This window comes from Segetibacter sp., from assembly GCF_025963695.1.
Classification (GTDB): domain Bacteria; phylum Bacteroidota; class Bacteroidia; order Chitinophagales; family Chitinophagaceae; genus Segetibacter.
This window is the reverse complement of record NZ_JAOQAH010000053.1, coordinates 11,792-32,712: the sequence shown is the minus strand read 5'-3', so window position 1 is coordinate 32,712 and position 20,921 is coordinate 11,792. Positions and strand designations below refer to the sequence as shown.

The following is a 20,921-nucleotide window of genomic DNA, read 5'->3' as shown; positions in this document are numbered from 1 at the left end:
CTACAACAGTACAAGAGTGCGACGCAACTGAAGCTTGACAGATATGCTACTGTCTGCCAACAAATCTTCGCGGCAAAAGCATTAAGAGATATTGCAATACTACAGTTGCAGCGAGTTATACTACTTCTGACCTCTTAACTCCCCATCGCCAGGAGCGCTGAGGAACTTGTGGTCTTTTATTTCTGTTTCGGCACTATTATTATTACAACTGTAAAAAAGATTAATCCAATAATCAGAAATTACTACATATGCAATTTCTACTTGAAAGGGAAGATTTTATAAGTATTGGTATGTCTATTTTATGTGGCGGCATTATTGGGTTCGAGCGGGAATACAACAATAAGTCGGCAGGATTTCGCACCATCATTCTTATTAGTCTTGGTTCGACCATCTTTACCATTGTTTCTAAACATGGCACCGGTTCTGATGACCGCATAGCAGCAAATATTATTACCGGCATTGGCTTTATTGGTGCGGGTGTAATATTCAAAGACAAACTTTCGGTCTTAGGGTTAACAACAGCGGCGGTAATCTGGACTACGGCAGGCATTGGAATGGCAACAGGTATTGGGTACCACGCACTGGCATTTTGTTTAACAGTATTTACAATAATAGTATTGTCAGTATTTGGTAAAATTGAAAGTGTGATTGAGTTGTTTAATCATAGTAAGACGGTCAGCTTTATTTTTGAAAATGCGGAGATGAAGAACGTGTATGCCGTTGAAGAGGTTTTAAAAGCGATGAAAATGAAAAGTAAACGGGTAATGATGAATAAAAACCAGGGAAGGCTACTTCTTATTCTGAATATAAAAGGAACCGAAAAACAATTTGCTGAGTTAAGCGAAGTATTAGTGAAAACAGAGTCGATTACCGAGTTTCATTAGAAAGCATGTTCATATTTAAAAACCCTATTTATCGATCATCACAAATAGAGAGCCTAGTGCGGGTACTGTTACTTTAATACCGTTTGTAGTTGTAGCAGACATTGCCTTAAGCGAAGCATAGTTGGCAGGTCCGCCTGCTGCACCCTCAGGACCTACGTTGTTTACCGCCACTTTTCTTGAGAATTCGCCATTATCATTACTTCCTTCTAAACTATACCAGTAATACCTGCTTCCTGCATTGAAATTTTTGAACTTTATCTCAAATGACTGCGCCTTGGCTGAGGTGTTTAGCAAGGTAACATTTACCTGCCCCGAGCTATAAGTGGATGCGTAAGCCTTAATACCTGCACTTTCTGCACCTTGTACAGTTGTTGAAACGAGCCGGTCGCCGATGCACTTCTGAAAATAATACATGTGGTAAAATGATGGACGAGGGTTCCAGCGAGGGTCGTCGGCACTACCACCATCGCTAAAGAGGCCGTGATCATTGCCGCCGTCCCAGCCGTTCAGAAGATCCCAACGGGCAGCCATACCATATTTATTTTTAATGGCTTCAGATTGAACGATTACCGCAAAGACACCACTTGTATTAGACACTTGCTGCTTCAAATCTTTCGCCCACATATTCCATTCTGTAAAGGCTATTGGCTTCACCTCTCCCCCATTGTTCTTAATTTGATTCGTTACAAAATTCATCATCGAAGCAGGTACTGTACTCGCTGCATTAAGTATAGTAGCAGCATTTGACTTTTCGTCGTAAGGAGTGATGTAGTTGTGAACAATAAAAAAGTCTTGCTTATTGTTCAACTCTGGAATCAAAGTGCTGTTCCAGGTTTGAGTAGTATTGGTTTGCCACGAGGCGGTAGGGCTCTCTTGTAAAACTGCGCCTATTTTTATATTGGCATTACCTACTTCGGCTGCGGCCTTTCGCATAGAGTCGGCGAATACTTTAAAGTGTTGGGCGTATAGTTTTCCTGTTAAAAACTCAGGTTGCCCGTCTTTATTTTTGGTGACATCAATTCGGTAGCCCGCTTCCCAGTCACCATAGTTTTCATTGCCTATTTCCCAGTATTGGGTTCGGCCTTTGTCGTAGCGTACCCAATCAGCAGCAAGATGTGCAGCAGTGGCCACGGGATTTGCGCTTATTCCGTACCGGGCAAAGCCGTAGTTGGCAGTTATGATACCTTTACTGTTAGTCATCTGCAACATGGAGTAATAATTATCCAAAGAAGCCCTCCAATTGTCGTTTGAGCGGCCATAGAAAAACGATACATCAACCAGCTTACCGTCTTTATCTATGTATTTTGTTGGTGCGCCTTCGGGTATATCTCCTGGTCTTACATTCCAGAAATACACATCACTTCCACTACCAGCAGGCCAACGAATGATATTAGGTTTCAGATTAGTTGTATTGGTAATAAAGCTCGGCTGGTCTACAAAAGTTCCCATCCAGGTGTTGGCGTTGTGAGAGAATATCTGCGTGGGAATTTTAGTGATAATATCAGAAGCGTCAATTGTTACTGTGTTAGGAGCGGTTGCAGGAACGGCACCTTCAGCATATGCCGGGGCTGTATAAGTTTTAGGCTGCCACGTATCTAAAAAGAAACCAATGGTAGCTGCTACTTGTGGATCTGTTGCGGGTACTACCGGTATAGGCCCGGTTGAAGGAGGAGGAGTTACTACAGGAGCTGTTTCAGTTACACTTTTAGAGCACGAAAAAATGGAAACGGCTACCAGGGTAAACGCTGCTATTGTAAAAAGATGTTTATTCATATGGTTATTAAATATAGAAGCTTTGCCATTAAAAAAGCATGCAGAGAATCTAAGTTATCAAATACGAGAAGTAAAGCTAATGTACATTAGAAAAGAGCGTTCCTTCTAATATAAGAAAGCAGTTTTATAATTACTTATTGATAAAATAGTATTAATCCCGTTGAAACTTTAACAAGCTGCGCATCTTAATGGCCCTCACTCTGCCATAATCATCCTTAGCAGACAAGGTGTAGAAAATGGGAGTCGGCAAGGGGTGGCAACTGTTGCCCGCAAAACAGCTATACATATATCTTTCAGCTGCAAAGAGGAGATAGGAATTTCACTTCATTTTTTTTACATTCATGGTAGTACACAACTTACCATTTATGAACCCAAGAGTTTTTATCGGTGGCTCTAATGAAGGCCGAAAGAAGGCGGACATAATTAAAAAGCAATTGAATAAAGTAGCAGACTGCCACGTATGGCACGAGGGGTTTTTCGAAAACAACAAAAGCTATTTTGAGTCATTGAACGAAGGTGCTACACTTTTTGATTTTGGTATTCTTGTCGCAACCGCTGATGATGCACAATTAAAGAGAGACAAGATTGAGTCCATAGCACGCGATAACGTGTTGTTTGAATTTGGTTTGTATGTAGGAAGGATAGGGCGCAACCGTTCGTTTTTTTTAAAAGAGAAAGGGCTTGATCTTCCCAGCGATCTATTCGGCATCAAATTACTTGAATTTTCAGATGAGCAAGAAGACGGCGTAAAAACGCTTAAAGAAGTTTGTAAGAGTCTTAAAAAAAGAATTGAAGAAGTTTGGGACACGTATGAATTAAGCCTTGTTCCGTCAACCGTTCTGGCAGTTGGCTATTTTGAAAACTTTGTTTATAAAGTTTCAAATGAATTGATGAATGCCGCTAAGCGGTCTGTAGAGACAAAAAGCTTTGATGACTTCAGGCTTCATATTGTGATACCTGACCAGTTGCCTAATAATTTTACGTCGCAGGTAAAAGAATATTTGAAGAACAAAAATCTGAAAGAGATGAAAGTGGAAACAGAAACAAGGAAGTATAATTTTTACCTTGACTATGCACAACAAGAAGGTTCAATACTTGAGTTGTATGATTTGCCTACTACCTTAAGTGCACTAAAAAAATCAATAGAAACTGCCCTACCGAAATCGCACTTCGGCGATACCAAAAACGAGATTATTCTTAAGAAGAAAGAGATGCATAACTTCTGCCGAACCCTCTCCTACCTGGTAAAAGAAGATGCGATTACAAGAAATCGTGTTATCATAGAGTTTATAGATGTTAAGGAAGAAAAGTAAACTAGCTGCCGCCGGCCGAAATGGGGCTACATAAGGGTTAAGTGCAAGCGTGTTGGTATAAACTCTGATGTCTCGCATCTAACAACTGTTATAAGTCGCGTTATCAGGAGGAGGAACGGCGCAGCAGCCTACTGTTTTTAATATTACCTCTCTTACTATTTGTTAAGCAGATTGCTTCATCGTCGTTCATCCTCCCCACGACAGGCATTGAATCTTCAGTAGAAGGGTGCGACGCAAGGATGATTCATCGTAGAACAAATGCCGGTACCCAAAACCCTTCTGGTTGTATTGAAGAGCGACGAAAGCTGCATTGGTATTTGAAGTTTGCCTGCAACTAAAAAAACCTACATTATAATCTTATTAAATGGCTGAATTTTTTCAGGAATTTCCTGCTCATCCAGCATTTCTCTGAGGTCAATTTCTACACTTCTGCAGATGGAGGTCATGGGAATATCGTTTACACTGTTTTCAAAAGGGTTTTCACTTTTATCGCCAACAACTTCCATTACAAAAAACAGCCACGTAATAACAACGGCTAAGGGGATGGTAGCCCAAACAAAAGAAGGCCCTAACTTATCAAGTTCTCCCACTAACCCAAATGGCAACATAATGGCAAGTATCCAAACAAACACTTCACTAAAAAAAGCATATTGCCTGGGGAACGGATAATTTTTAATCCGCTCGCAAGCTCCCTGCTGATCGTATAGTTCTTTTACTATTTTCCCAATTTCAGCGTGCTTGTAATCTGTTAAACAACCTTTTCCAAATAAGTAATTGAGGTGCTCGCTTTGCTTGCGCATGATGTGGGTTACTGTATTACTTTTATTATGAAGGTATTCAGCCTCATCATCATGTAAAAATTGCTTTATCTCCTTTAATAAATTCTGGTTTACAAAGGGCGTATTCTGAGACACAATATTCATAAATGGGTCGTTGCTATCTTCGCCCCAAACTCTACGACTTCTTAGCTGAATGCGTAAACCGTTGATAAAAGCAAGGTGACGGTAAAAAATAATTCTTTTGTGCTCCTTTAAACTTTCATAATCAAGATCATTCTCGGGCTGAGCATAATCTAGTACGTAGACTGCAAAAGTTCTGCTTAAATTAACAATACTACCCCAGATCTTCCTGGCCTCCCATAAACGTTCGTAAGAAGAGTTGTTTTTAAATCCTACATAAAAAGCAACCGCAGTACCTATAAGGCCTATTGGTGTAAATGGGATACCTAACCAGGTAAGGCCTGCGAGTTCGTAAAGGAAGGTGATGGCCGAAGAATATATAAAAAAGAAGAGAAGCGGCTTCCAAGCAAAATTAAGGAGTAGTCTAAATGATAAAGTTCGCCCGATGTACATACGCTGTTGTTTATTGACTTTGGAAAATTTTGAAGCAGCAATGCAAAAAGGAAGCCCGAAAAACAAGGCTTTATTTCCAATTCTTGCAAAACCCAATATTTTAACTTGTATCTCTGATGTATATGCCCCTCGATACGCAAGGGTTAACTATTGCCACAATTTAACTGCTTATTCATAACAAATGAAGGAGGAAATTAGTTAAGTATAATTTAGAAGTAACGTAACAAGTGCGCAGCGGTGTTTACTCTACTTTTGCAGCCCCTTGCCGCGATAAAACGATTTACCATTTCTGTAATAATAAGGTGATATGACAAATATTTAAAAACCGAAACATTGCGAAGCATATTATTATTTGTATTTTTTACTCTTCCCACTATTTTGTTAGCCCAGGAGAAGTATGCCGTTAGCGGTACTATTACATCGGCTAAGACCGGTGAAACGCTTATTGGCGCTTCAGTCAGAATCAGCGGTTCTACTATAGGTACAACCAGTAACGAGTACGGTTTCTATTCCCTTTCGCTCCCAAAAGGAAGTTATACAATAGAAGTTAGTGCAATTGGCTTACAGCTAAAACAACAACCGATTCAGCTAAATCAGCATATAGTACTGAATGTATCTCTTACAGAAGAAACCAGGGAACTTGAAACGGTTGTAGTTAAAACCACTGGAAGGCGAAGCATTACAAACCCGCAGATGGGCATGGAGCGGCTGACTATGGCTGAAACCAAAAACATTCCGATGTTGTTTGGAGAAAGAGATGTATTAAAAACAATACAACTGCTACCGGGCATTAAATCGGCGGGCGAAGGTAGCAGCGGGTTTTATGTACGTGGCGGAGCTGCTGACCAAAATCTTATCCTGTTGGATGAAGCAACCGTTTACAATGCATCGCACCTGCTAGGCTTTTTTTCTACTTTCAATTCTGATGCTATTAAAGACGTTACTGTTTACAAAGGTGGTATGCCTGCTCAGTATGGAGGTCGTTTGTCTTCGGTACTGGACATTCGAATGAACGAGGGTAATAACCAGGAGTATGATGTGAGTGGCGGCATTGGGCTCATCTCTACAAAACTAAATGTGGAGGGCCCTATTCAAAAAGGCAAATCTTCTTTCCTGGCTTCGGGCAGAAGGACTTATGTTGACATGTTTCTTAAACTGTCAAAAGACTCGGCCCTCAACAAGAATCAATTATACTTCTACGATTTAAATACAAAATTGAACTACCAGTTAGGCAAAAAAGACCGGTTGTTTTTGTCTGGTTATTTCGGGCGAGATAAGCTGGGTGTGGGTGAAACGTTTGCCCTGCAATGGGGTAATGGTACGGGCACGGTCAGGTGGAACCACATCTTTAGCAGTAAACTATTTTCCAATACTTCATTTATATACAGTAACTACGATTATAAGATTACTATTCGAAGTGGCAGTAACGATTTTGATATTTTTTCGCAGATAAGAGATGTTAATCTAAAGCAGGAGTTTCAATGGTTTGCAGGTAGTCGCAACACGGTTCGCTTTGGTGTCAATGCCATTTACCACACCATTCGTCCTGGCGAAATTACCGCCTCGTCTGCTTCTTACATCAATACTTCCAATCGCCAGCGAAGGTATTCTATGGAAAATGCCATTTATGCCTCTAATACTTTTAAAGCCTCTGACAAGGTAAACCTTACCTACGGAGCCCGCATTACTGCTTTCAGTGTGCTTGGTAAAGGTGACTATTATGCTATAGACACTGCCGGAAATGTCACTGATACTTTCAGCTATAAAAGAGGTGAAATTGTAAAAACGTATGTAAACGTTGAGCCTCGTATTGCACTCAGCTATGTGTTTAATCCTACTGTTTCGATAAAGGCTTCCTATGTGCGAAATGCCCAAAATCTTCACCTGGTATCCAACTCTACCACAGGCTCCCCTACCGACAAGTGGGTAGCCAGCACCAATATTATTAAACCAGAAGTTTCTGACCAGGTTTCTTTGGGTTGGTATAGAAATCTGGCTCAAAACAAATACGAGCTGACCGTGGAGGCATATTATAAAACCATGCAAAACCAGGTAGATTACCGAACCGGGGCAAATGTTTTTATCAATAGCGACGCCATAGAGTCGCAACTGCTTTTTGGCAAGGGAAGAGCTTATGGTGTAGAATGGCTGCTACGGAAACAAACAGGAAAACTTTCAGGATGGCTTAGCTATACCCTTTCTAAAACCGAACGCAAAATTGATGGCATCAACAACAACAATTGGTATAATGCAAGGCAAGACCGTACCCATGACATAGCTATTGTAGGTTCGTACCAGATGAACCCAAAGTGGACATTTTCGGCTAATTGGATTTATTATACCGGTGATGCTGTCACCTTTCCTGCGGGCAAATACAGGGTAGATAACCAGGTAATTTTTTATTATACCGAACGTAATGGTTATCGTATGCCCACTTATCACAGGCTCGACTTAGGGGCAACATGGCAACTTAAAAAGCGGAAGAAATATACATCGGAGCTTGCTTTTAGTTTATACAACGCGTACGGGCGGGAGAACGCCTATACCATTGCTTTTCGCGAAAGCAAAGAAGACCCGCAAAAAACAGAAGCCGTTCGCACTGCTTTATTTAAATACATTCCTTCTGTTTCCTACAATTTCAAATTTTAATATCAATGCAGTCATTTCATAAAAAATACAAACGTTTTTTTATTAACAAGCTGCAAAGCTTCTTTCAACTTCGGTTCTGTCACTCACTTGTACCGTCACTACTCCGTGCAACAAAAAACAGCAGTACATTATTTACCCAGCCAATCGCCACATTCTTATTCATAGCCCTTTTGGCAATAACCTTTTCCGCTTGTCAAAAGGTCATTGATGTAGGCCTGAACACAGCAGAAAAAAGATACGTAATTGAAGCAGTAATTACCGACCAGCCAAATTCCTGCAAAGTATTACTTACCCAAACAAGAAACTTTGATGAAAACAATGTTTTTAATGGCGTAACCGGCGCCAGCATAACTATTTCCGACAATAGCGCTGTACCGGTTACACTTACTGAAACCAGTTCTGGCGTGTATGAAGCAGCAAGCCTTAAAGGCATTCCAGGTCATACATACAACCTTACAACAGTAGTGGCAGGGCACACATTTACAGCTACTTCAAAAATGCCGGCACTTGTACCCTTTGATAGCTTATATATAAGCGAACGAACTTTTTTTGATAAGACAAATAAATACGCCACTCTATCTTATAAAGATCCTGCAGGCAGGGGTAATGCCTACCGCTATATACAATATGTAAACGGCATAAAAGAAAAAACGGTTTTTGTTAGAGACGATGATTTAACCGATGGACGTGCTATAGAAAGAATTTTATTCTTCTTTACCGATGATGAGGAAGAAGAAGAAAAAAAGAAATTAAAAACCGGTGATATTGTTACAGTAGAAATGTTAAGCATCGATTACCCGATTTACAAATATTGGTACAGCCTTTCACAAAGCTCAACAGGAGAAAATCAAAGCGCTACACCGGGCAATCCTGTAAACAATATACAAGGCGGAGCGCTAGGATACTTTAGTGCACATACCAGTCAAAGTAAAACGATAGTAGTACCGTAAATGCACTGAGGCTTTTTGCAATAATTATAATTCGGGTAATGTCGGCGAAATCACTAGCGACCGGGCGTCTAACGTATGGCGCTGCTTTTTTGTAAATACCTTTTCAAAAAAACAGGCGCTTCGTTAACCCTGTTGTAAAATCTTACGGGCGCACTATTAATGTTCAGCAATGCACGCTTATGGATGTCTATTACATTTTACAGCTGCTTTAAAACCACATAACCAGGGGATGAGGATTCGAAAAAATGCGAGTTGATACTGTAGGCTACGCCTACCAGGCGGGTGCAAAGATGAACAAGCCTTTTTGCTGAGAAGGGGGAGAATTTATTATTCACGCAAAGTTTCAAGACTGAAAACTTTGCGTGAAAATTGATTTGCTTACTTTTTCCTTAGTACACCTGATGCAGCCTTTAGTGACTTTAAAAAAGGGACTTTAGAAGTCTATTACTTCTTTACGTGGTTGTTCACAATTTTAGCTAATTCAAACATTGAAACCTGGTCTTTGCCATCAAAAACTACTTTCAGGTCTTTGTCTGCATTAATCATTCTTCTGTTCGCCTTATCCTGAAGGTCGTTAGCCTTAATGTAATCCCATATTTTTTTGATTATCTGTGTTCTTGGCAGGGGCTCGCTTCCCACTATTTTTCCTAAGTCAGCGCTAACATTAAGTGGAGCCATTATTCCTGAACTTGCTTTTCCATCAGAAGCTTTTTGATCAGCTTTTGTAGGAGTTTTCTTTGGTGCTTTCTTCGGGGCTTTCTTTGGAGCCTCAGCTTCAGCTTTTTTGGGTGTCTCTTTTGCAGTTGCCTTTGCCATAAAAGTTTTAATTTAAGATTTAGTAATGTGGGCCATTTAATATGCCTTGTTATGCCACTTCTTGTGGTTTTTAAAGCATTAAGATAAATAATTGTTTATCAACTTCTTTTATTAAAAAAATAATACCACGATGCTTAATAAGTAAATCTTTGCATCAACCAGCTTTTTTTAAATATTATTGACAATATTTAATGCAATAAAAAATGCTCTTTATCATACCATTCATTCTTTTTCGTCACTCGGTGGTTGGAAGCGAGGCTTCCTATTTTAATAATTAAGGGCAATATAAGAGGATCTGCCCATAATAGTTAAACTATATCCCCGAGAGGAAAAAAAGATATTAGTGATCGGTTTTTCAACAATGCGATTAAGATTGAAACACTTTTGACCGGCTTGTAAAAATGTTTGTAAGCGAAAGGCCGGCTGCGTGAAAAGATGCGGTATACGGGAGTGACACAACCGGGGATTCGTAAAGAACAAAAGTTGATTTCCAAAATAAAATTTAAGCTAGAAGTTTTATAACCCTGTTTTAAAATATACCAATATGCTTTGTAAAAGTTGGGCGCTAAAAAATGGTCTACTGCTGCTGGCCGCATTTCTATATATAGGTGCAACTTTAGCACAGACAGATGTGCGGGGCACAGCAACCATCAACGTTAACTTAAGTAAGTCCGTGGGTGCAATGCACCCTGCATGGGCGTGGTTTGGACACGACGAGCCTAACTATACTTATATGAAGGATGGCAGGAAATTGCTAAGCGAGCTGTCTGCTCTTAGTCCCGTGCCGGTTTATATGCGTGTACACAATTTACTTACAACCGGCGATGGAACGCCTGCATTAAAATGGGGCTCTACCAATGCCTATACAGAAGATGCCAGCGGCAAGCCTATTTACAATTGGCATATTACTGACAGCATTTTTGATACTTACATTAAACGCAAGATGAAACCGCTTGCTCAAATAGGATTTATGCCGCAAGCTTTATCTACGCATCCTGAACCGTACAAACATGACTGGAAACCGGGCCAGCCTTACAGCAAAATTTTTACAGGATGGGCTTATCCCCCAAAGGATTATAATAAATGGCGGGAACTCGTTTATCAATGGGTTAAACATTGCGTAGAGCGGTACGGAAAAAAAGAAGTTGAAAGCTGGTATTGGGAAGTCTGGAACGAACCGAACGGCTACTGGAAAGGCTCCATGGACGAATTCTTTAAACTCTACGATTTTGCAGCCGACGGGGTAAAACGGGCACTTCCGACTGCAAAGATTGGCGGGCCCAATATAGCTGGCACTTCGGGTGCAAGCGGAGTAAGGTGGTTAAATGCCTTTTTAAAACATTGCATCTCCGACACCAATTATGCAACCGGCAACATTGGTTCACCCCTTGACCTCGTATTGTTTCATGCAAAAGGGTCGCCGAGGGTAGTAAACGGCCACGTACAAATGAATATGGCCCCACAACTGCGCGATATTGCCACGGGGTTTAAAATTGTAACCTCTTATCCTCAAACGGCAAATCTTCCAATGGTTATTGGCGAGTCTGATCCTGAGGGATGTGCAGCATGTGGCATGGCTACCAATCCCGAAAACGCCTATCGCAATGGAACTATGTATTCGAGTTATACAGCCGCTTCGTTCGCACGTAAATATGCCTTGGCAGACAACTATAAAGCAAACTTTCTTGGCGCTGTTTCCTGGTCGTTCGAGTTTGAAGACCAGCCGTGGTTTTATGGATTTAGAGACCTTGCCACAAACGGGGTAGATAAGCCTGTGCTGAATGTTTTTAGAATGTTCGGTAAAATGAAGGGAGGCCGCGTGCAGGTACAAGGCAACAGGATGTATGACCTGCAGCAAGTGCAAGACTCAAGCGTTAGAGGGCCGCAAACAGATATTGGTGGTCTTGCTGCTAAAGACAATAAATCGGCTTCTGTAATGGTGTGGAACTATCATGATGAGGATATACAAGGTGCTGCTGAACCAATAACAGTTAACATTACGGGAATACCTGCGGGGTTGGTTACACTAACCGAATTCAGGATCGACGATAAACATAGCAATTCGTACGAAGTATGGAAACAAATGGGGTCGCCAAAGAGCCCTACAAAAAAACAGATAGCACAATTAGAAAAAGCCGGCCAGTTGCAGACACTTGGTAAACCTCAAAAACAGGCAGTAAAAAATGGAATGTTGCGGGTAAATATATCATTACCAAGGCAAGGTATTTCACTGCTAAAAGTAGATTGGCCGTAGTATTTATATTAATTGAAGAAGACTACGGAGTGCAGATAAATTTTTAGCTTAGCCACACAACATTCTTCAAAATCGTTGTGTCACTCACTTGTATCTTCCACTACCTTATTCAACTTTTTACAGCATTGATACCCGTAACCAGGTGCACGATTTTTCTTTGACTTTGATTCACCTAAAGACATCCCGTCGGATAGTGTAAACACGTATTGCCATAATTTAGAATGGGGGTTTGTAGTGAGATATGCTTAAAAACCAATGGTAACATTTGCAGTTAGTGGGTTAATTGCAACAACCAATGCACAAATAAAATAATCGGGGGTTACGCAACAACTAAAATCTGTTCTGTTTTTAATTACATCCATGCTTAAAGCCGTTCATCATTTTTATTAAACCTTGCCATCACATTTTAAGATTTAACTAAAACAATTTTCTCATTATTGTTGGCTAACTAGTAACGTTCCTGCTTTAATAACTTAAGCTTTCGAAAAAATTGTGATTTCTATAGAAATTTCATAGCAAATTCTTAACAAAAGGAAGAGTAGGCAACGTAAAAAATAGTAACTAATAAAGTTATATTGCTTCTAATTAACTCTTATGCCAAAACTTCTACTGCTATCGCTCATCGGCATTCTGCTGTCTGCAACTTGCTTTGCTCAATCAGCAACCATTACTGGAACAATAGAGGATACAATCAATCGAAAGACACTTCCGCAAACCAACATATCCCTCTTAAGAGCAAAAGACTCTATTTTAATCGACGTTATTAGAAGTGACAGTAAAGGAGACTTCAAATTCTCGAAAGTTGCAAAGGGTAATTATGTCATTCTTTTTACCTATCCCACTTATGCCGATTACCTGGAAAAGGTGAGTGTAGATGAAAATGAAAATAAGTCATTAGGGAAAATAATGCTTACCCTAAAATCTAAAATTCTTGAAGAAGTTTTGGTGAAATCAAAAGTTGCAGCAATGCGAATGAGAGGCGATACAACAGAATATGTAGCAGACAGCTTTAAAGTGCGCGAAGGTGCGTCTGTAGAAGAAATGTTGCGCAAGCTGCCGGGGTTACAGGTTGATAAAGATGGCAAGATTACAGCACAGGGAGAAGAAGTGAAAAAGGTGTTGGTTGATGGGGAAGAATTTTTTGGTAACGATCCTACAATGGCAACAAAAAATTTGCAAGCCAATACAATCAACAAAGTACAAGTGTACGATAAGAAAAGTGACCAGGCCGTTTTCTCCGGAATTGATGATGGGCAAAAGACGAAGACGATTAACCTGACGATGAAAGACAATTTCAAAAAGGGTTATTTTGGCAAAGTAGAGTTAGCCGGAGGTCAGAACGACCGATGGAATAATACGTTAATGTTAAACTCCTTTAGGGCAAAAAGAAAATTATCAGCTTACGGTATTATGAGCAGTACCGGAAAAACCGGCCTTGATTGGGGGGAGCAGGAAAAGTTTGGCGAAGGCTTAGATATGCAAATGAGTGATGATGGAGGAATATACATCGACGGCGGCGGTCGCGACGAGTTTAGCCAGCCGTCATTTCGTGGCCAGGGCATTCCCCGCAGTTGGAGCACGGGCATTAATTACGGCAATAAGTTTAACAACGATAAGCAAACCGTAAACGGAAGCTACCGATATAATAAACTTTTAAACGAAGGCGAGTCTAATACCTACTCACAGTTCATTTTACCCGATACGCTTTTCTACCAACGGGACAATAATAATTTTATAACCAGCAAACAAAGAAACTCCGCAAACGGAACCATTGATGTGCAGATAGACAGCTTTACCTCAGTTAAAGTAAAGGCTAACGGGTATAGTGGTACAGACAGGTCAGCCAGCACAAATATGCTACAATCTATTAATAAAGCCGGCGGCCTGGTTAACACAAGTAACCGCTCGCTTGCGTCAAATGGCACCAGCAATAGTTTCAACAGTAATATGGTTTTTAGAAGACGGTTCAAGAAAATCGGCAGAACTGTTTCCCTTAGTTTAATTGAGGAATATTTACAAACGAAGACTACCGGGTTTTTAAATTCAGCAAACGACTTTTACGATAAAAATCAGTCGATCATTAATAAAAGTGTTGTGGACCAAATGAAACTGTATGATTTAAACACGTTAACTACGTCGGGGAGACTGGTTTACACAGAGCCTGTTGTTAAAAACCTGTTTGTAGAACTAAATTATGGACTGAGATTAAATAATAGTGAGTCAAAAAGACTCTCGTACGATAAAAACAACACAGGAAAGTATGAGACTTTAAATGATACATTCAGCAACCATTATAATTTTAAGATCCTTACTAATAGCGGAGGGATGGCCTGGAGGTACAATAGTAAAAAGTTTAATGTAGGCATTGGAAGTGATGTTGCCGTAGCAGATTTTACACAGGAAGATATACTTAGAAAAAGCACAATAAGGTACACCTACACTAACCTTTTCCCAAAGTCTAACATCAATTACAAATTCAGTACTAATAGCCGTTTTTCCTTTAATTACAATGGTAGTACTCAGCAACCAACTATTCAACAAATACAACCCGTAAGAGACAATACAAACACCCTAGCCATCTATGCCGGCAATCCAAATCTTAAACAACAGTTCAGGCAGACCTTCAATTTAAGCTACTATTCGTTCAAGGTACTTTCGGACCAAAACATGTCCTTTTATACATCTTTTAATACGGTGTCAAACGCTATTACCACCAACCAGTATACCGCCACCTCAGGTGACAGTATCGGCAAAACCATTTACCAATACATCAATGTCAACGGAAATTACAACGGTTTTGCCTCAGGCTACTTCAGTTTTAAATTGAAAAAACCTGACATTAGGATAAGTCCAGGTTTAAATCTGAATGTAAACAGGATGAATAACATCGTGAATAATGTAAACAACGTCACTAATAATGAGGTGTTTGGTTTCAGGGTTGGTTTAAGTAAATATGTAGAAAAGAAGTTTAGCTTTTACCTGTCAGGAACTGTAAATTATAATACATCAAAATCTTCGATCAGGCCTGACGTAAAAACGAACTATTACAGCCAAAGCCACTATTTCAGCTTTAACTATACACTGCCTTGGAAATTTGAATTTAACACAGATGCCAATGCCGAATTGCGGCAGAAAATAAACGCTAATGATAACAACAATAATGTGATAGTGGTGAATGCCTACTTCGGAAGGAAGTTGTTTAAGAATGACAAAGGGTTGATCAGTCTTCGCGGTAATGACCTTTTAGATCAGAATAAAGGTTTTAACAGGTTTATTGGATCAAACGTTATTACAGAAAATTCATATACCAGTTTAAGAAGATTCTTCATGTTAAACTTCACCTGGAACTTTACAAAATCTCCCGGAGGCGCACCCGCTAAATAAAATTTTATGAAAACAATTTACCTGATAGCATCTTTTTTATTTTCAATCGTATCGACAAATGCACAACAGATATTTATTGAAAAAGGAAAAATAGAATTCGAAAGAACTATAAATATTATAAAACGGCTTGAAGACGAAACCGAGGGGGAGGATAATTCGTTTTACGAAGCATTGAAAAAGCAATTACCGCCTACAAAATCTACCTACTTCAATCTCTATTTTGATCGCGATAAAACCCTCTACGAACCTGGTCGCGAAGTAGAGGCCATTAAAAAAGTACCTGAGTGGTTAGCGGGGCCTGCAGAAGATAATGTTGTATACAGCGATTTCACAAGCCAATCTTTCAGCAGTTTAAAAACTGTTTTTGAGAATACCTACAACATACAGGACAGCTTAAGGAAAGCAGAATGGAAGATTACCTCTGACACCCGCATCATTGCCGGGTTCGAATGCAGAAAAGCAACCACTATTATCATGGATTCTGTTTTTGTCTTTGCTTTCTATACAGACCAGATAGTAACCCGTGGAGGGCCGGAGTCATTTTCAGGATTACCAGGTATGATTCTGGGAATAGCAATACCCCGCATGCACATGACCTGGTTTGCGACAAAACTCACTACTTCCGACCCAAAAATCAGTGCTATTGCTCCCCCTAAAAAAGGCAAGAAGACAAATCTAAGTACTCTTAAAACTACTTTATATAATTCTCTAAAGCAGTGGGGCAAATATGGCCAGAGAAATACCTGGAGTATTATGATTTAAAGTGATAACTGACTGTAACCTCTATGAAGCTTGTTTTCTGCACTCCAGCAATTGTTCTTTCGACTGGAGCATTTGGCAAGGTAAGGCATGAGCAAAAATCGTTTGAGCATTTCATTGTCGAAAAAGTTTCAAGTGATTTTAGAAACTTACTAACGAACAACTTTTCAAAGAGACCTGGTTTGAAAGCTTATGTTTTTTGGTTCTTTTTTTCGTGGTAAAAAAGAACCAAAAAATAAAGACTCCATAGAAAAGGCTACAAATTAGCTAAACAGGTTAAAATGAAATAAGTCACAACAGGAGCACACCACCCAACATTTGGAGGACTTACAGACAAAGAATACAGCCAAACACCAGTAACCATTTCTTGACGCGCTTCGCTGAATATAGGAGCAGCTGTACACGAGTGCGACGCAACGATGTTTAATAAGATTTCCAGTGACGGGTCAAGCAACTTTTTCGTTTTAAATAATTCCCCGACACTTTCGAATTTCGCGAAAACTTTTTTGTGCCATTCGGGTAAACAAAGACAGGGCAACTACCTAATAAACATTGTTTTTTAGGGTTACCAGGAAACCAATGACCTTATTTGCCACCGCGTCATTTTTATATAAACTATGGCCTAGTCCCTCTGTTATTACAAATTCAAGGTGTGGCAGGTTTAGCTCTGTTAAGTGCTTCATGTCTTCATAGGGAGTAATGCGGTCCTTTTTATCATGTAGCCAAAGAGTAGGTACCGATAAGGACTGGATGGCTCTCGCCACGGAATACCATGAGGGGGGCTGCCCACCAATTTGCACTATCAATTTTTCCATTTCCCGCCTTACTCGCGCACTTATTTTAAGATGTCTGCAAAAGTCGTTTACCGATCTTGTGGTTTCTGTGGCTGGCGCTATCAGGATAAGTCTTTTAGGCAGGTCATCTTTCATTTCTTCAATTGCCAGCGTTGCTGCTATGCCGCCGAAGGAGTGAGCCATGAGACCGCTAAAGGGACCGTACATTTGGATCACCTCTAAAATCATTTCTTTATACAAAAGCGCATTAATGGTTTTTCCCGTGCTTAAGCCATGGCCGGGAGCATCGAAAGCATATATTTCAAAACCGTGATTTAGCAAAGGGTCTATATATCTTTCAAACCTATAGCTGTGACTATCAAAACCATGACAGATTAGAACTTTATGGCCATTGGGTACTTTAGGTTTCCATTGAAAACCGTGTATCTGGTGCTGCTGAAAAGTAAACGACAATCTTTCTGCATTTTCAAAGGCGTCCGGAGCTTCATAAGTTTTCCGGGACGAATAAGGTGTGCAAAACAATTCAAAAGCAGACTTTGCGGCTTTTGCAGGTGAAAGAAGCCCTATCGCTTTGATTTTGGTAGTATAATATGTTAGAAAGATTGTTTGTATTAATTTCATTAGTTGTAATTAATTCAAAAGTAGATGAAAGTTGTTATTATAGGTTCCGGAAATGTGGCAACTGTATTGGGCAGAAAAATTCTAAAGTCAGAACATGAAATAATACAGGTGGCAGGCAGAAATAGGGAAGAAGTTGCGGCCCTGGCTTCTGCGCTAAACGCTGGTTACACTACAGATTTTACTGAAATGAGTGTTTTGGCTGATATTTATATCATTTGTGTGTCTGACCTCGCCATCAGTTCTGTTGCTTCCCGGCTGCAGTTGGATGATAAAGTTGTTGTGCATACGGCGGCGGCTGTCTCAAAAGAAGTATTGGCTCATGCATCCACTCACTACGGCGTCTTGTATCCCCTGCAAACTTTAAAAAAGGAGGTGACATCTTTACCGGTAATACCAATAGTAATAGACGCGAACAACGAAACAACGAAGCAAAGACTAATGCTATTTGCAGAAGGATGGGCTGAACAGGTATCAGTGGCAAGTGATGAGGTGCGATTAAAACTACACGTCGCCGCTGTATTCGTTAACAATTTTACAAATCATCTTTTTGCAATCGCCGACCAGTTCTGCAAAAGTAATTCGATCGATTTCGACCTGCTACAGCCACTTATGGGAGAGACAATATCGCGAATAGAGAAACACAGGCCATTGGAAGTGCAAACAGGACCGGCAATGAGGAAAGATTTTGACACAATTTTGAAGCACAGGAAAGTGCTTGAAGAGTACCCTCAAACTCTTGACTTATATAATTCCATCACTAAGAGTATAGGGCAGTTTTATGATGCAAACAGTGAGTAAGTATATAGAGAGCTTATTGCTGTCCAGCCTTTTGGATATACCAAAAGAGGCCGTCTTTTACGACGGCCTCTTTTGGTAAAGAGTCTTTGAAAGCAAACTTTATTGCCTGCTGAAAGTTTCTTGTAAAACAGTACTGTTTGTTTTTACAACCAGTTTATACATTCCTTTAGAAAGCTTGCTAACATCTACAAAATTATTAAGCAGTGTAGAAACCGCACGTCTGTGCATTATCCTGCCACTAAAATCAATTATAGATATTTCGGCCTTTTGATTATTATTTGGTAAACCTGTTATCGTAAATCCTAATGTTCCGTTTACAACCGGGTTAGCCATTATTGAAAGAGCGGCTTTTGTTTGTGAATAGTTGATACGAATGATAGACGAATAAGCAACTGTTCCTTGTAAATCCACCATTTTAAGTCGGTACAATACATACTCTCTTGAACCTACTGTTGGCATATCCTCGAAACGGTATTTAGCAGATGAGCTACCGCCATTTGCTGCAACCGTACCTTTTTTAACCCACTCTCCAGTTTGCTCGTTAAGTTGTTCTACTTCATAATTCTTTACGTTAATCTCCTGTGCAGACTCCCATATTAAGGCTATGGTATTACGATCTTTAAAGCCATTGAAATAAGAAAGCTTAACAGGTAGAACTAAGTCACCAAGTTGGCCGCGAATTTCTCCGGCAGGGTAATTAATCGTGTGGATATTTAAGTAAGAAAATCCTCTAATAATCGAATCTGTCAGGGTTGCAGAAATAACCGTATCTACAGGTCCGGTTATGGTGCCCGAGGTAGTTTCAGGAGCGAAATATAACTGAATTGCTACAAGACCGTTAGTGCCGGCAGCACCACGATGAATGTGGGCGTCTCTTATACCGGAAGTTAAATTTGAATAAGTCGCTGTTACATAAATTTTCCTGGTTGCTTTATCAAGCAATACCGTAGTACTTCCTGTTCCTGATGAAACTATAGGAGTAGCAGCTACAGATTGTGAAGCAGTAATTTTACCAGTAAGAAATTCTGTTTGTCCATTAGTAGTTGGCAGTAATTGTGTTCTTATTTCTCCATCAGGAAAGGTTGTAGAACGCACATCCACGTATGTATTTCCTGCAAGAAGATCGGCTTCCTGAGCTTCTGTAAGCGTTACGGCTGCATTTAAAGTTCCCATCGCGCCCCCTGTATTTGTAATAGGGTACAAAACCGATGCAGTCGCGGTAGGGCCTGCAGGACCATGAATAGAAGAGCCACTTATTGTTCCGGAGAGTTTTTGATAGTCTCCAGTAAGTTCTAACAAGTTGCTTTCTGTATTGTACTTTACAATTACAGTTCCTCTGGCTGGTGAAGCATTGGCCGGCACTTCTTTAGCACCCGAAAGCGAACCTGCCAAAAACTGGCGTTGGTTAAGCATTGTTAGTTGACCTCTAATTTCTCCAGCGCTATAAGTTGAATTATGAATGTCAAGATATGTATTACCACTTAACAGGCGTGCTTCATCTGCAGTTGTAGTGCCTTTAAATGTATTAAGCGATCCTGTGATGCTTGGGCTGAAAGTAATTGCATAAAAGGGTGTTCCATTAGTGTTTGGCGAACCGTCGTGTACATCTGCAGCGCTTGCAGAGGTTGTTAAGTTCGAATAGCCACCGGTCAGATAAATTCGGTGGGTTGCCGTATCTAATAATGCAGTAACATTACCGTTAGCTGTAGAACCATTAGGAGGATCAACTTGTGCACCCTGTAACCTTGCATTCAATAAAAAGCTTTTCCCTTCTGTTGTTGGTAACAATTGCCCTCTCATTTCACCATTAGGATATGTGCCGGTATGTATATCAAGGTACATCTTTCCTGCAAGTAAATCTGTTTCCTGAGCGGCTGTAAAAGTTTGTGATCCTGTAATTGTTGAGTCTGGTGCACTAGTCAATGTCATCTGTATTGGACCATCCTCGTTAACGATTCCTGTATGAACGTGTGCGCTTATGAAAGAAGATGTTAGGTTACGATAGTTTCCTACAAGTTGTAACAGCTTGGTTGCTGTATTGTATTTTACGATAATTATTCCTACTGCAGGAGAAGTGACGACAGTTGATACCTGACCTGAATTAGGCCTGCCTTGCAAGTACCGCATTTGAGCGTTAGCTGCAATTGTAACAATTAAAAGTAAACCGAGGGTAAAAATTTTTCTCATTTGTAATCGATTTTTAATAAAAATTGGTGATAATTGATAGAATAAAACTCCCTGAAAGAAGTTGTGTTTTTAATATTTGTAATAGTTGAAATTCAAGGCAAAAAAAATGAAAATTAGAGGGTGTTTTTAGTGTGATAATTTTTAGTGATAAAATGTGTTTTTCTTGTATAAAAGATTGTATGTGTGATAATCAAAAGTAGACAAATAGGGCATAATAAAATCAGATAAAACGATTATTTTTTTAACTTTTTTTAACGTCCTTCCTTTTATTTCTTGGCAACTTACTTTTTTAGTTCTACCTAGAAAAGAGAGAAAATGTTGACCTTTTTCCTAGTGCTTTACTTTTAATGTTTCAAAGGCATAAGACGGGTTTTGATAGATGGAAGT

Annotated in this window: 13 protein-coding genes; 8 read left to right on the top strand and 5 right to left on the bottom strand. The window is 39.9% G+C overall.

Annotated elements, in window-relative coordinates:
* Positions 1-248: 248 nt before the first annotated feature.
* Entirely contained in the window at positions 249-884 is a 636-nt protein-coding gene (locus JWR87_RS09190) for an MgtC/SapB family protein (RefSeq protein WP_297818678.1), read from the top strand.
* Positions 885-908: 24 nt separating this feature from the next.
* Here JWR87_RS09190 and JWR87_RS09185 read toward each other — a convergent pair whose 3' ends face one another.
* Positions 909-2,657 carry an alpha-L-arabinofuranosidase gene (locus JWR87_RS09185; protein ID WP_297818676.1) on the bottom strand — a complete coding sequence of 583 codons (1,749 nt, stop codon included), beginning with the start codon at positions 2,655-2,657 and terminating at the stop codon, positions 909-911.
* A gap of 365 nt (positions 2,658-3,022) precedes the next feature.
* Here JWR87_RS09185 and JWR87_RS09180 point away from each other — a divergent pair, with 365 nt between their 5' ends.
* A complete protein-coding gene (locus tag JWR87_RS09180) occupies positions 3,023-3,970 on the top strand; it encodes an STING domain-containing protein (RefSeq protein ID WP_297818673.1) in 948 nt (315 codons plus the stop codon).
* Positions 3,971-4,314: 344 nt separating this feature from the next.
* On the opposite strand, the gene JWR87_RS09175 is transcribed toward JWR87_RS09180, so the two are convergent.
* On the bottom strand, positions 4,315-5,322 hold the full coding sequence (locus JWR87_RS09175; RefSeq protein ID WP_297818670.1) for a bestrophin family ion channel: 1,008 nt from the start codon (positions 5,320-5,322) through the stop codon (positions 4,315-4,317).
* A gap of 333 nt (positions 5,323-5,655) precedes the next feature.
* On the opposite strand from JWR87_RS09175, the gene JWR87_RS09170 reads away from it, so the two are divergent.
* Together JWR87_RS09170 and JWR87_RS09165 are read left to right on the top strand one after the other, a co-directional pair.
* On the top strand, positions 5,656-7,971 hold the full coding sequence (locus JWR87_RS09170; protein ID WP_297818667.1) for a TonB-dependent receptor: 2,316 nt from the start codon (positions 5,656-5,658) through the stop codon (positions 7,969-7,971).
* A gap of 170 nt (positions 7,972-8,141) precedes the next feature.
* A complete protein-coding gene (locus JWR87_RS09165; protein ID WP_297818664.1) occupies positions 8,142-8,921 on the top strand; it encodes a DUF4249 domain-containing protein in 780 nt (259 codons plus the stop codon).
* A 444-nt stretch (positions 8,922-9,365) separates the two neighbouring features.
* Here JWR87_RS09165 and JWR87_RS09160 read toward each other — a convergent pair whose 3' ends face one another.
* Positions 9,366-9,737 carry an SWIB/MDM2 domain-containing protein gene (locus tag JWR87_RS09160; RefSeq protein ID WP_297818661.1) on the bottom strand — a complete coding sequence of 124 codons (372 nt, stop codon included), beginning with the start codon at positions 9,735-9,737 and terminating at the stop codon, positions 9,366-9,368.
* Positions 9,738-10,281: 544 nt separating this feature from the next.
* On the opposite strand from JWR87_RS09160, the gene JWR87_RS09155 reads away from it, so the two are divergent.
* The 3 genes from JWR87_RS09155 (at position 10,282) to JWR87_RS09145 (ending at position 16,137) form a co-directional block, all read left to right on the top strand.
* Complete coding sequence (locus tag JWR87_RS09155) at positions 10,282-11,991, top strand: beta-xylosidase (protein WP_297818658.1); 1,710 nt, start codon at positions 10,282-10,284, stop codon at positions 11,989-11,991.
* A 594-nt stretch (positions 11,992-12,585) separates the two neighbouring features.
* Positions 12,586-15,375, top strand: a complete 2,790-nt coding sequence (locus tag JWR87_RS09150) for an outer membrane beta-barrel protein (protein ID WP_297818656.1) — start codon at positions 12,586-12,588, stop codon at positions 15,373-15,375.
* Positions 15,376-15,381: 6 nt separating this feature from the next.
* The gene (locus JWR87_RS09145; RefSeq protein WP_297818653.1) at positions 15,382-16,137 is read left to right on the top strand and encodes a GLPGLI family protein; all 756 of its coding nucleotides are present in this window, start codon (positions 15,382-15,384) and stop codon (positions 16,135-16,137) included.
* Positions 16,138-16,676: 539 nt separating this feature from the next.
* Here the strand turns inward: JWR87_RS09145 and JWR87_RS09140 are convergent.
* The gene (locus tag JWR87_RS09140; protein WP_297818650.1) at positions 16,677-17,549 is read right to left on the bottom strand and encodes an alpha/beta hydrolase; all 873 of its coding nucleotides are present in this window, start codon (positions 17,547-17,549) and stop codon (positions 16,677-16,679) included.
* A gap of 24 nt (positions 17,550-17,573) precedes the next feature.
* On the opposite strand from JWR87_RS09140, the gene JWR87_RS09135 reads away from it, so the two are divergent.
* Complete coding sequence (locus JWR87_RS09135; protein WP_297818647.1) at positions 17,574-18,347, top strand: DUF2520 domain-containing protein; 774 nt, start codon at positions 17,574-17,576, stop codon at positions 18,345-18,347.
* A 99-nt stretch (positions 18,348-18,446) separates the two neighbouring features.
* Here the strand turns inward: JWR87_RS09135 and JWR87_RS09130 are convergent, their stop codons facing one another.
* Positions 18,447-20,534 carry a CHRD domain-containing protein gene (locus JWR87_RS09130; protein WP_297818643.1) on the bottom strand — a complete coding sequence of 696 codons (2,088 nt, stop codon included), beginning with the start codon at positions 20,532-20,534 and terminating at the stop codon, positions 18,447-18,449.
* Positions 20,535-20,921 lie beyond the last annotated feature (387 nt).